General features: G+C 61.7%; 10 protein-coding genes and 1 pseudogene. 4 read left to right on the top strand and 7 right to left on the bottom strand.

Features of this window, described 5'->3' with window-relative positions; all coding sequences use genetic code 11:
• Window positions 1-104: 104 nt before the first annotated feature.
• Together nirK and HB375_RS12035 are read left to right on the top strand one after the other, a co-directional pair.
• On the top strand, window positions 105-1235 hold the full coding sequence (nirK, locus tag HB375_RS12040; protein WP_167673213.1) for a copper-containing nitrite reductase: 1131 nt from the start codon (window positions 105-107) through the stop codon (window positions 1233-1235).
• 61 nt (window positions 1236-1296) lie between these two features.
• Complete coding sequence (locus HB375_RS12035) at window positions 1297-2193, top strand: SUMF1/EgtB/PvdO family nonheme iron enzyme (RefSeq protein WP_167673212.1); 897 nt, start codon at window positions 1297-1299, stop codon at window positions 2191-2193.
• 408 nt (window positions 2194-2601) lie between these two features.
• Here HB375_RS12035 and HB375_RS12030 read toward each other — a convergent pair whose 3' ends face one another.
• The 7 genes from HB375_RS12030 to HB375_RS12000 all read right to left on the bottom strand — a co-directional run bounded on the left by HB375_RS12030 (window position 2602) and on the right by HB375_RS12000 (window position 9829).
• The gene (locus HB375_RS12030) at window positions 2602-4239 is read right to left on the bottom strand and encodes an arylsulfatase (RefSeq protein ID WP_425515175.1); all 1638 of its coding nucleotides are present in this window, start codon (window positions 4237-4239) and stop codon (window positions 2602-2604) included.
• 224 nt (window positions 4240-4463) lie between these two features.
• A complete protein-coding gene (locus HB375_RS12025; RefSeq protein ID WP_167673210.1) occupies window positions 4464-4649 on the bottom strand; it encodes a hypothetical protein in 186 nt (61 codons plus the stop codon).
• 46 nt (window positions 4650-4695) lie between these two features.
• Window positions 4696-6891: a xanthine dehydrogenase family protein molybdopterin-binding subunit gene (locus tag HB375_RS12020; protein ID WP_167673209.1), complete on the bottom strand. Its 2196-nt coding sequence runs from the start codon at window positions 6889-6891 to the stop codon at window positions 4696-4698.
• A gap of 2 nt (window positions 6892-6893) precedes the next feature.
• Complete coding sequence (locus HB375_RS12015) at window positions 6894-7364, bottom strand: (2Fe-2S)-binding protein (RefSeq protein ID WP_167673208.1); 471 nt, start codon at window positions 7362-7364, stop codon at window positions 6894-6896.
• A 104-nt stretch (window positions 7365-7468) separates the two neighbouring features.
• On the bottom strand, window positions 7469-8512 hold the full coding sequence (locus HB375_RS12010; RefSeq protein WP_167673207.1) for an alpha/beta fold hydrolase: 1044 nt from the start codon (window positions 8510-8512) through the stop codon (window positions 7469-7471).
• Between the two features lie 32 nt (window positions 8513-8544).
• Window positions 8545-9519, bottom strand: a complete 975-nt coding sequence (locus HB375_RS12005; RefSeq protein ID WP_167673206.1) for an alpha/beta fold hydrolase — start codon at window positions 9517-9519, stop codon at window positions 8545-8547.
• A 106-nt stretch (window positions 9520-9625) separates the two neighbouring features.
• A complete protein-coding gene (locus HB375_RS12000; RefSeq protein WP_167673205.1) occupies window positions 9626-9829 on the bottom strand; it encodes a CsbD family protein in 204 nt (67 codons plus the stop codon).
• 389 nt (window positions 9830-10218) lie between these two features.
• Here HB375_RS12000 and HB375_RS11995 point away from each other — a divergent pair, with 389 nt between their 5' ends.
• Both HB375_RS11995 and HB375_RS18240 read left to right on the top strand, forming a co-directional pair.
• Entirely contained in the window at window positions 10219-11448 is a 1230-nt protein-coding gene (locus HB375_RS11995; protein ID WP_343232402.1) for a thioredoxin family protein, read from the top strand.
• A gap of 398 nt (window positions 11449-11846) precedes the next feature.
• Window positions 11847-12046 (top strand): annotated as a pseudogene (locus tag HB375_RS18240) (enoyl-ACP reductase FabI); the annotation flags it as partial.
• Between the last annotated feature and the right edge of the window lie 16 nt (window positions 12047-12062).

The raw sequence follows: 12062 nt of genomic DNA, 5'->3' as shown, positions 1-12062 counted from the left end.
CGCGACCATCCGAATTATTTGCTTTGCAACAAAGAGCGATCCCACCCTACCGCTAAGGTCTTCCTGGCCGATCGACCTCCGGTCGTCGAGTAAGGAAGAAAGAAATGGGTGAAGAACTCAAACTGACCCGCCGCAACATTCTGGTAGCAGCGGCTGCCAGCGGGGCATTCGTGCAGGCGACAGCGTCTGCGCCGGCACAGGCACAAGCGGTTATGACCAAGGCATCGGCCGCGGATGTGGCCAAGCTGCCACGGGTTAAGGTCAAGCTGGTCGACCCTCCATTCGTGCATGCGCATGAGCAGGTCGCCACCAGCGGACCGAAGGTCGTCGAGTTCGAAATGACGATCCATGAGAAGAAGATCGTCCTTGATGACGCCGGCACCGAGACCTTCGCCTTCACCTTCAACGGCACGGTGCCCGGTCCGCTGATGGTCGTCCATGAGGGCGACTATGTCGAACTCACGCTGATCAGCGCCGCGACGAACGAGATGATGCACAACATCGACTTCCATGCGTCGACGGGCGCGCTCGGTGGGGGAGCACTGACGGAAGTCAACCCGGGCGAGAAGGTCGTGCTGCGCTGGAAGGCGACCCGGCCGGGCGTCTTCGTCTATCATTGCGCCCCTCCCGGCATGGTGCCCTGGCACGTCACCGCCGGCATGAATGGCGCCCTTATGGTGCTGCCGCGCGACGGGCTGAAGGATCACCAGGGAAAGCCCTTGAAGTACGACCGCGTCTACTACGTCGGCGAGCAGGACTTCTACGTGCCGCGCGACGCGAACGGCAAATTCAAGCGCTACGCCAGCCCCGGCGAGGCGTATGAGGACACGCAAAAGGCGATGCGCACACTGACGCCCAGTCATATCGTCTTCAACGGCAAGGTTGGAGGCCTGACCGGCAAGAACGCGATGACCGCCAAGGTCGGCGAGACGGTTCTGATCGTCCATTCGCAGGCTAACCGCGACACCCGTCCTCATCTGATTGGCGGCCACGGTGATTATGTCTGGGCCACCGGCAAGTTCCGCAACCCGCCGGAGCGCGACCTCGAGACCTGGTTCATCCCCGGCGGCTGCGCGGGCGCGGCCCTCTACACCTTCCTGCAACCGGGCATTTACGCCTACGTCAACCACAACCTGATCGAGGCCTTCGAGCTCGGAGCCGCCGGGCACTTCAAGGTCGAGGGCGAATGGAACGACGACCTCATGAAGCTGATCCAGGCGCCGGTCAGCATGTGACTTCCGCCTCGCCTCCTCGTCCAGGCGAGGAGGCGCCTCCCTTTAAGACGGGGCGATACCCATGGCGACGACACTCCTCCTTTCACCTGAGAGGGTGCTGACCACACTCGCTCTTCTGTGCATGGCTGGCACTGCCGCGCTCATCGTGGCTGTTCCTGTGCACCGGACGACTTCGGCCGTTCCTCTGCCGCAGACTGCGATCATTCCACCCGCAACGCTGATGCACCGGCTCGACGGCGAGTACAATCGCGCCGGCAAACCGGTCGACGCGCCCCGTGTCGCGGTCAGGATCGACGAGCCCCTCGAGATCATGCGTTATCAGGTAACGGCTGCCGATTATGTCCTCTGTGTCGCGGCGGGCGCTTGTAAGCATCCTGATGGTTCGCCACTACGTGGCGACCTGCCAGCCATCGGCGTCAGCTACGCCGATGCAACCGACTACGCGACCTGGCTCTCGCGCGAGACCGGCGCGGTTTGGCGCCTGCCGACCGACCGGGAATGGGCACATGCAGCGGGTTCCCGCTTCATTGACGATGCGCGCGGCCTTGATCCGGACGATGCCAATCCTGCCCGACGCTGGCTTGCCGATTATGAGCGCGAGGCCGCCCGAAAGGCGGCGAGCGACCCGTCCCCGCGCCCGGTCGGCAGCTTCGGGGCCAACGAACACGGCATCTACGACGTGGCCGGCAATGTCTGGGAATGGACGCAGAGTTGCCAGCGCCGCGTAACGCTCGACTCCGCCAACCGCACCGTCGGCGAAACTAGCACCTGCGGCATCTACGTAGTCGAGGGCCAGCATCGCACGATGATACCTTTCTTCATCCGCAACCCGAAGAGTGGCGGCTGCTCTGTCGGCACGCCGCCCGACAATCTCGGCTTCCGGCTTGTCAAGGAGCCGCACTGGCGCGACCGACTGGCGTTCCGGCTCCGCCAGCTATTGCCGCGTGGATTTCGTTAGCCTCGTAACCTGATGCTCGGCGTCTTGCTAACTTTAACAACGCTATCCCTCGGCGTTTTCCGAAGAAGCCTCCCATTACAATCGCCACCCAGCCGGCTCTCCTTACACAATCTGCCATCGAGCCGGACCGCACGCCGCGCCTCCCTCGATCCCTTCAGGCCCGGAGCAATCCTGCTCCGAGCCCGAAGGCGCTTGCTCTTTGACATCTTTTCCAACAACCAGCGGCGGATCCGCCTCCTCACGCGCCACCCGTGTCATGGCCGGGCTCGTCCCGGCCATCTCGATCCGGGACCCGCGACGCGAAGCGGATCGGGATCACCGGCGTTCCTTACGCAACCGATCCCTCATCGTAGAAGAACGTCACCGGCATCTTCAGCACCGCGCCGCGCGCTCCCGGTTTGAGATTCGCTACTGACCTTCGCGGGACTGAAGCGTCTCTTTGATCTTCTCTTTCACCGCGTCGAGATTGAACGAAGCGGGTTTCTGCATCGGCGGATAGTCGACTGCCGTCAGCGCCAACTGCTCGACGTATTGCTGCACCATGACGAAGCGCCAGAACTCGCGAGCGAAGAAGTCGTTCATGTAGGCGGGCGCGCCGGTGTTAGTCGACTGACCGCGAAGTATCGGCGTACGCTCGAAAGGATCCCAGCGAAGATTGACCAACGTGGGCATGTCGGTCGTGATCTTTTCCCCCGGCCATCCCCAAGGCTGCTCGAAGAATGTGAACTTCATGTCATCGAGACGAACCGCACCGAGGTTCGGGCCTCCGAAGTAGAACAACTCGTGGCGCTTGGATGGGCCCTTGCCGGTGAGCAGATCCATCTGGTTGTAACCGTCGAGATGGTTCTTGTAGGTCCGGTCGCCGAGTTTTACGCCTTTCAGCAGTTTGTCGGTAATGTTGGGATCGCCCGCCGCCGCCAGCAATGTGGGGAACCAGTCGAGGCCGGAGAATATGCCGTTCTCGACGGTGCCCGGCTTAACCTGGCCCGGCCAGCGGATAATGCTGGGCACCCGGAAACCGCCCTCACCGACGGTGCCCTTGGTGTTCTTGAACGGCGTCATGCCGCCATCCGGCCACGTGAACACTTCCGCGCCGTTGTCCGTGGTGAAGATGACGATGGTGTTGTTGGCTTCGCCGATATCATCGAGATGCTTGAGCAGCGCGCCGACGCTGTCATCGAGCTGCGCCATGCCGGCTTCCTCGAGGCCGTAGCCCGTCTGACTGTTCTGCTGCGATCCGTATTTCTTCGACAGGAACGTCCAGACGTGCATGCGCGTCGTGTTGTGCCAAATGAAGAACGGCTTGTTGTCCTTCTTGGCCTTGTCCATGAAGTCGTTGGAGGCCTTGACCAACACCTCGTCGAAGGTCGTCATGTCGTACTTCGCCTTCAGGAACGGCAAGTCGTGCATGTTCGGCACGTTCGACATGTCCGGGAACGGCGGCAGGGGGCCTTCGTCGACGATCCTCTGCTTACCGATCTTGCCCCAGCGCGGCATCTCGGTGGAGTCGTCCTTGTCTGTCGCGTAGCTGTGGATCAGGCTGCGCGGCCCGTATTTGTTGTAAAAGTCCTGATCGGCTGGAAACGAGAACCAGTAGGGATCGGACATGGCGTCGAGGTGGTACAGATATCCGAAGAACTCGTCGAAGCCGTGTAAGGTCGGGAGATACTTGTTCAGGTCGCCAAGGTGGTTCTTGCCGAACTGCCCCGTGGTGTAGCCTTGTTCCTTCAAGGCGGTTGCTATCGTGACGGCCTGATCCGGGATGCCGACGTCGGCCCCAGCCTGCCCCACGGTGGTCAATCCGGTGCGGATCGGCAGCTCACCTGTGATGAAGTTGGCGCGCCCCGCGGTGCAACTTGCTTCTGCGTAATAGTCCGTGAACAACATGCCGTCGGACGCCAACTTGTCGAGGTTCGGCGTCTTGCCCGCCATGATCCCGCGATGGTAGGCGCCGACATTGAACCAGCCGACATCGTCACCCATGATCACAAGAATGTTGGGCTTTTTCGGTTGCTGCGCTGTCGCCTGCGGACTCGCCACCATCATGGCAACGGACACTGCGAGTACGCCTAACGCGGTACTTCTTCCGATACACATGATCCGTATCCTCCGAGTTTGGTAGCGGTAGCTTGCAATGTCGGCACTCTCGGAACCACCGCGTACGCGAACGCATCCGTGCGCCTTCGGGCTGCTGTTCTTCAGCTTACTGGAAAGTCGCGCGGACGATTTTTGTTCAGCAGAATGCGCTCAGGACAACGACAAGCCGGCTGTCATGATAGGTCGCAAGCAAAGGCTTGAATGGCCGCAACAAGTGCGGTGATGACGAAGGCGAAGCGCGTCGTTCCGAAGCGAAATTTACGGGCCGGGGCGAAGAAGACGTGGATTGCCGGCACGAGATCGGGGATGACGGGTGACTGGCTCAACACCGTGGGCAAAGACGTGGGTGCCCGGATCAAGTCCGGGTCCTCCTTGTCTTGCCGCGAGGGCCACAAGGATCACCACTCACGGCGACTGCTTCAGCGCAGCGGGATCGATTGGCAGCTTCCGCAAGCGCTTGCCGGTTGCAGCAAACACCGCGTTGGCGACCGCAGGCATGATCGCCGAGGTCCCGGTTTCGCCGATCCCGCCGGGCAGCTCGGAATTCTGGACGATGTAGACCTCGATGGCCGGCGCCTCGTTCATGCGCAGCATCTGGTAGGTGTCGAAGTTGGCTTGCTCGACTCGTCCATTCTTGAGCGTGATCTCGCCATAGAGCGCCGCGGTGATGCCGAAGATAACGCCGCTTTGGATCTGAGCCCGGATGGTATCGGGATTGACGGCGGTGCCGCAATCGACGGCGCAGACGACGCGCCGGACGCGAACCGCACCATCCTTCGAGACCTCGACTTCGGCCACTTGGGCCAGATAGCTCGCGAACACGTACTGCAAGGAGACGCCACGGCCAACCCTGTCCGGCAATCGCTGTCCCCAGCCGGCCTTCTCTGCTGCCAGCACTAGGACCGCTTTGGCGCGGGGCGCCTGGTCGAGAAGGGCCAGCCGATACGCAACCGGGTCCTGCTTTGCCGCCGCGGCCAGTTCGTCCATGAAGCTTTCCGTCACGAACACGTTGTGTGACGGCCCGACGCTGCGCCAGAAGGCGGTCGGAATGCCCGGAGGTTCCACCCGCACATACTCTACGTGGACGTTCGGGAGCGCATAAAGCAGATCGATCGCCCCTTCGGTGGTGTCGGAGTCGAGCCCGTTTTGGAATGCCGGCGGGAGCCATCGCGCAATGACCGAGGAGCCGGCAAAGCGATGGTTCCAGGCGACCGGCATGCCCTTCTCGTCCAGACCGGCAGAAATCCGATCGAACCAATAGGGCCGGTACATGTCGTGCTGGATATCTTCCTCGCGCGTCCAGACGACCTTGACGGGACCGTCGACCTGCTTGGCGATCTGGACGGCCCGAATGACGCCATCGGCTTCGAGCCGTCGGCCAAACCCGCCGCCGATCAGATGGTTGTGGACCACGACCTTGTCCAAGGGCAAGCCGGCTGTTGTCGCCGCCGCAGCCTGGACGCGCGCCATGACTTGGCTACCGACCCAGACTTCGCACCCGCCCTCGCGGACGTGAACCGTGCAGTTCATCGGCTCCATCGTGGCATGCGCCAGGAACGGAACCTCGTAGATCGCCTCGACTTTGCTAACGGCCCTCGCCATGGCCTTGTCGGTGTTGCCGGTATCCTGCGCCACCGCTCCCGGATTGAGCGTCGCCGTTTCGAGTTCGCTCGCGATCTGACTGGTGCTGAGCTTGGCATGCGGACCGTCGTCCCACTCGATCACCAGGGCCGCGAGCCCCTTCTTCGCCGCCCCCATATGGTCAGCCACGACCGCGACGGCGTCGTCGAGTCGCACGATCTGACGTACGCCCTTCACGGCCTTGGCCGCTGTATCATCCACGTTCTTCAACCGACCGCCGAAGACGGGCGATTGCGCCAGGGTTGCGATCTTCACGCCTGGCGGCCGAGCATCGATGCCGTAGACGGCGGTTCCGTTGACCTTCGCCGGCGTGTCCAGCCGCTTGGCCGGGGTGCCTATGAGACGGAACTCCTCCGGTCGCTTGAGCGCGACGTTTTCCGGGACGGGCATGCGGGCCGCCTCAGCGGCGAGTTGGCCATAGGCGATCCGTCTCCCGGTCGGCGCGTGAAGCACCTCACCGCTTTGCGCGCGGCAGGACGCGGGATCGACGTTCCATCGTTTTGCCGCCGCGGCCACCAGCATGGTTCTGGCCGTCGCACCGGCCTCGCGCAAGGGCCGCCACGCCCCGCGGACCGCGTTCGAGTTGCCGGTCGCCTGCACCCCCAGCAGCGGATTGGCGTACAGTTTTTCGTTCGGCGGCGCATGTTCCAGCCGCACCTGTGGCAGGTCGACCTCCAGCTCTTCGGCAATCAGCATCGGGATCGAGGTATAGGTGCCCTGCCCCATCTCGACATAGGGCATGGTCAGGACAACCTGTCCGTCGCCGCCGATACGGATAAAGGCGTTCGGCTCGAAACCATCGGCATCCGCCGCCCTGGCGTCACCGGCGAACGGTAACCTCAGGCCCAGCATGAGACCGCCGCCTGCGGCCACTCCAACCTGCAGGAACCTGCGCCGGGAGAGCGCCGATCCAGCATGTTCCGGGGCGCCGGGCCGGGATGGGAGGTGCTCGATGGCCATGGTTAGCCTCCCTGTCCGCTCGATTGCGCGGCCTGCTTGATCGCGTCACGAATGCGGAGATAGGTCCCGCAGCGGCAGATGTTGCCGGACATGGCTTCATCGATGTCGGCGTCCGTCGGGTGTGAGTTGCTCGCAAGGAGCGCCGAAGCGGACATGATCTGCCCCGACTGGCAGTAGCCGCACTGAACGACCTCCAGGTCGAGCCAGGCCTTCTGGATCTTGGCGCCCGCCGCTGTCGCGCCGATTGCCTCGATGGTCGTGATCTCGGAACTGCCCACGCTGTCGATCGGCGTGACACAGGACCGAGTTGCGACGCCGTCGACATGCACGGTGCAGGCGCCACAGAGCGCTGCGCCGCAGCCGAACTTTGTGCCCGTCATGCCGAGCACGTCGCGCAACACCCAGAGGAGCGGCGTGTCGCCGTCGACATCGACGCTATGCGAGTTCCCGTTGACTTTGATCACAAAGGCCATGGCGTCCTCACCTTGAACTGCGAACGGCAATCAGCAACGCTATCCATCGACGCTTTTCGCCGTTTGACTTCAGCGAGCGGGACTTTGAAGCAGACGAACGCCGATCAAAAGCGATCAACCTCGACCACCGCATCCAAAAAGGCCTGCGGCGCTTCCTGAGGCAAATTGTGCCCTACGCCGCCCGTGACAAGCCGGTGGGCGTATTTGCCCGAGAATTTCTTGGCATAGGAACTGGCGTCGGCGTGCGGGGCCCCATTGGCATCGCCTTCCATCGTAATGGTCGGCACGGAAATGATCGGGCCTTCGGCGAGCCGCTTTTCCAGATCGTCATATTTCGGCTCTCCGGCCGCCAGGCCGAGCCGCCAGCGATAATTATGGATGACGATGCTGACATGATCCGGGTTGTCGAAGGACGCCGCGGTGCGATCGAATGTGGCGTCGTCGAAATCCCATTTCGGCGACGCGAGCTGCCAAATGAGCTTGTTAAAATCATGCCGGTATTGATCGTAGCCGGCGCGGCCGCGGTCTGTGGCGAAATAGAACTGGTACCACCATTGGAGCTCAGCCTTGGGCGGCAACGGCATCTTGCCGGCTTCCTGGCTGCCGATCAGATAACCGCTGACCGAGACCATGGCCTTGCAACGCTCCGGCCAGAGCGCCGCGATAATGTTGGCCGTCCGCGCTCCCCAATCGAAGCCGGCGAGGATCGCCTTCTCGATCTTGAGCGCGTCCATCAACGCGGTGATATCGACCGCGAGCGCCGATGGCTGGCCGTTCCGGAAGGTTTCACTTGAAAGAAAGCGGGTCGGGCCATAGCCGCGCAGGTAGGGCACGATGACCCGGTAACCCTTCGATGCCAGCAACGGCGCGACATCGACATAGCTGTGAATGTCGTAGGGCCAGCCATGCAGAAGAATGACAACAGAGCCATTCGCGGGGCCGGCTTCTGCGTATCCGACGTTCAGGACGCCGGCATCAATCTGCTTCAGCGAGCCGAACGACGTACTCGTCACCGCCTTGATCGCGGGCGATGCTCCTCCGCTCGTTTGTGCCTCCGCCGAACCGATCATGGCGAGTTCGGTCGCAGCAACGGTCATGGCCGCATTGCGCAAAAAGCGACGGCGATCGTGATTGACGTCTTCGGACATCGACCTCTCTCCCATTGGCTTCTTGATATTCATCAGGGAGTCTCGCGCCAGAAGGCGAGGATCGCGGCGGTAAGTTCGTCGGGGCACTCCTCGGGCAGAAAGTGCCCGCAGCCTTCGTTCGCGCTGCCCTTTATCACGCCGCCCTTGACACGGTCTCCGAGCGTTGCGACCGCCGCGTATAGAGCATCTCCGACACCGTCTCCTCCGCCGAGCGCCAGCATGGGCATCGGCAATCGCTGGGCGGCGCGCGCCTTGGCTTGGGCAAGCCCTTCCGGGCTGAACGCGGTGCGGTACCAAGCGAAGCCAGCCCGCAGGGCTCCGGGCTGCGAGAAGACACGGACATATTCGTCGAGCGCGGCGGGCTCGATCGCGTAGGTTCGCGTGCTCTTCGTCCCGTACAGCCAGGCGAGATAAGCGCGCTCGCGCCCTTGCACGAGGATCTCGGGCAGGTCGATCAGCCGATTGAAGGCGAATTGCCAGGACTTGAGATTCACGGCCTCGCTCGGGATGCCCACGGGCGCCGGCGGCGAGACACCCGGCACATTGGATTCGGTCAGGACCAGCCGCTTGACCTCGCCGGGATATGCCGCGGCGTGGGCATGGGCGATCCAGGTCCCGACATCGTGCCCAACGATATCGACGCCGCCGGGGCGAATGAGCCCCGTCTCCGCCAGGAAGTCGTGCATGTTGCGGGCGGCAGTGTCGAGATCGTAGCCACCTTGCGGCTTGTCACTGTCACCAAAGCCACGCGGATCGAGCACATAGACCTGCCGTCCTGCCTTGACGAGCAGTGGGATAACCTTGCGCCAGGCGATCCAGCTTTCAGGCCAGCCGGGGAGCAGGACGACCGGCTCGCCCGAACCTGCGGTCACATAGTGGAAGCGAAGCCCGTCCACTCGGACCACGTGATGGGCAACATCGCCGAACGGCGTCTGCGCCGTCTGCGGCAAGGCCGGGCTCGTGGTGCAGAGTGCGGCAAGCACAACTGGCGAAGCGAATGCGCGCATCGCTGCCCTCCTCTCACCCCGTCGAGTGCAGACAAAACAGAGATGTCCGGCTAATAGACCCACTCACTGAAGTTTGCCGAGCTTGATCGGCAGAGAGCTGTTCTCGTCACCATTTTTGTTGACGAAACCAAGCGTCAACATCGTGGCGGACACGGTCCATTGCCAAGCCGTAACGCTCCTGAATCTTCCCTTCCAATTGGTCACGCTGGCCATTGATGACATCGAGATCATCGTCAGTGAGCTTTCCCCACTGCTCCTTGATTTTTCCCCGCGCCTGTTTCCAGTTTCCTTGAACTCGGTTCCAGTCCATTGCGACCTCCTCTTTTTGAAAGCTCCGAGCATTACAACTGGCTGGACCAGGCAAGGTTTCCGATACGGATGCGAATGGCAGCGGCGAGACATGATTTGCCGTGCGAACTGATCACGTCGTCAACGAACTTATGGTTAGAATCCGACGCGACCTTCATTCCATTGCGCTGAGCTGAGCGGCTCAACCAAGGAGCGTCATCGCCGGAGCGACCACGACATTAGTGGCGGTCTTTGGAACAACAATCAGCCATCTTTATTCTTCGGACAGACAGCACAATGATCGAAAGTATCGATCAGGCCGACTTGCGGTGCCACTGGGCCGGAAGAAGCTCGCATGAATTCGCCTCGATACCTCTTCGTCTTGGCAGTATCCAATAGCATTGGGCCTCATTGCCCTCATCGATCAACCTTGTGGTTTTGGAGACGATCAATTCAATGTCGGCGCCATCATCAGTCCCGAACCGGCGCGACCTCCTGGTCGCCTCGGCTGCCGCCGCAGGTGCGTTGAATGTTCTTCCCGTGGGCGTGCCCGCTGCGGCATTTGCTACCGCTATCGCTGCGCCGAATGTTGGTTTTGCGGGTGATATGAACGCGCCGACAACATCCTTGGGGCTACGGGTGCCGTTCCTGCACGGATTGCCCATTGGCCAAATTTCCGGTCAATCCGAGATCGCGTCTCTTGAGCGCGCGGACGAGTGGCTCAATTCACCGCCCCTAACGGCGTCGGCGTTGCGTGGAAAAGTCGTCCTCGTTGATTTCTGGACCTACACCTGCATCAACTGGCTGCGCACACTGCCCCATGTCCGCGCCTGGGCAGAGAAATACAAGGATCAAGGATTAGCGGTGATCGGCGTCCACGCACCGGAGTTCGCATTTGAGAAGAACATCAATAATGTCCGCCGATCTGTGAAAGAGATGCGGATCGATTATCCGGTCGCTGTGGATAATGAGCATGTCATATGGCGAGCCTTTGAGAACCAATATTGGCCGGCGCTTTATTTCATTGATGCGCAGGGGCGGGTTCGACATCATCATTTTGGCGAGGGCTCATACGAGCAGTCGGAGATGATTATTCAAGCATTGCTGGCCGAGGCGGGAATGCGCGGGATCAACCGTGAACCCGTGTCGGTCGAGGCCCAAGGAATTGAAGCGGCCGCGGATTGGAGCAATCTGAAGTCCCCGGAAAATTATGTCGGGTATGATCGCACCGAGAGCTTTGCATCGCCCGGTGGGGCGCTCTTGGATAAGCCTCGCATGTATGATCTGCCCGTAGGGTTGCGCTTGAATGAATGGGCGCTATCTGGCGATTGGACGGTGAAGAGCGACAGGGCCGCGCTGAATAAGGCCAACGGAACCATGGCGTACCGTTTTCACGCTCGCGATCTTCATCTTGTCATGGGTCCGGCAGCGTCAGGGCCGTCCGTGAGATTTCGCGTGCTGATCGATGGAAAGGCGCCAGGCGCGGCTCGCGGAACTGACATTGACGAACAAGGCGACGGTACAGCGACCGAGCAGCGTCTGTACCAGTTGATCCGACAATCGAAACCGATCGCCGATCGCCAATTCGAGATTGAGTTTCTCACTCCGGGCGTGGAGGCTTTTGCGTTCACGTTTGGCTGATCCGTCGCGGCAGCCGGGCGGGTTCACCGCATGCACGATAATCGCCGCGCCCTTGGCAACCCGGACAACGTCAACGCCTTGCATGGTGTCGCCTTCGATCCACTCGATCTGCGCCGGGCCAGCATTGCGGGCTGTGGCGACATTGCGAGCCAGTCCGCGAACCTGCCAGCCGTGGCGGAGCAGCGCGGCAGCGATGCCGCCTCCCTGCCCTTCCCGCCAGATTCCGGCAATCGCCATGAATGGAGCTCAATTGCTCCCTCTCAAAAGTGGAAACATCTCCCTAAAAGGACGGTCCGAGTAGCGTTCCACAGGACTGGACGACAGAAACCCAGTGCGGGCGTGTCTGAGTCTGCCCGCTGGTATTGTTGCGGAACGATCGCTGCTGGACCGATGTTTATATCCGTCGGGCGACCTACGAGCTTGGCGCTAAGCATATCACTGTTCATGCGGTGTCTCCGGGGCCCCTAAAGACGCGCGCAGCTAACCGGTCGATATTGACGACGTCGGGCCCACGACAGCCTACCTGACCACGCCCTATGCGCGGCGACTGACGGGGATGACCGCCTCTATGGACGGAGGTCTTAGCATCATGGCCTGAGGTCTGCGACGCATGG

Origin of the sequence: Microvirga terricola, assembly GCF_011777495.1 — a bacterium.
Classification (GTDB): Bacteria; Pseudomonadota; Alphaproteobacteria; order Rhizobiales; family Beijerinckiaceae; genus Microvirga; species Microvirga terricola.
The sequence above is the reverse complement of the archived record's forward strand: the minus strand, read 5'-3'. Positions and strand labels throughout refer to the sequence as shown.

What these genes read in the sequence shown, in the direction of transcription:
- nirK (WP_167673213.1), top strand. Translation starts at nt 105, where the DNA reads ATGGGTGAAGAACTCAAACTGACCCGCCGCAACATTCTGGTAGCAGCG.
- HB375_RS12035 (WP_167673212.1), top strand. Translation starts at nt 1,297, where the DNA reads ATGGCGACGACACTCCTCCTTTCACCTGAGAGGGTGCTGACCACACTC.
- HB375_RS12030 (WP_425515175.1), bottom strand. Translation starts at nt 4,239, where the DNA reads ATGATGGTGGCGAGTCCGCAGGCGACAGCGCAGCAACCGAAAAAGCCC.
- HB375_RS12020 (WP_167673209.1), bottom strand. Translation starts at nt 6,891, where the DNA reads ATGGCCATCGAGCACCTCCCATCCCGGCCCGGCGCCCCGGAACATGCT.
- HB375_RS12015 (WP_167673208.1), bottom strand. Translation starts at nt 7,364, where the DNA reads ATGGCCTTTGTGATCAAAGTCAACGGGAACTCGCATAGCGTCGATGTC.
- HB375_RS12010 (WP_167673207.1), bottom strand. Translation starts at nt 8,512, where the DNA reads ATGTCCGAAGACGTCAATCACGATCGCCGTCGCTTTTTGCGCAATGCG.
- HB375_RS12005 (WP_167673206.1), bottom strand. Translation starts at nt 9,519, where the DNA reads ATGCGCGCATTCGCTTCGCCAGTTGTGCTTGCCGCACTCTGCACCACG.
- HB375_RS12000 (WP_167673205.1), bottom strand. Translation starts at nt 9,829, where the DNA reads ATGGACTGGAACCGAGTTCAAGGAAACTGGAAACAGGCGCGGGGAAAA.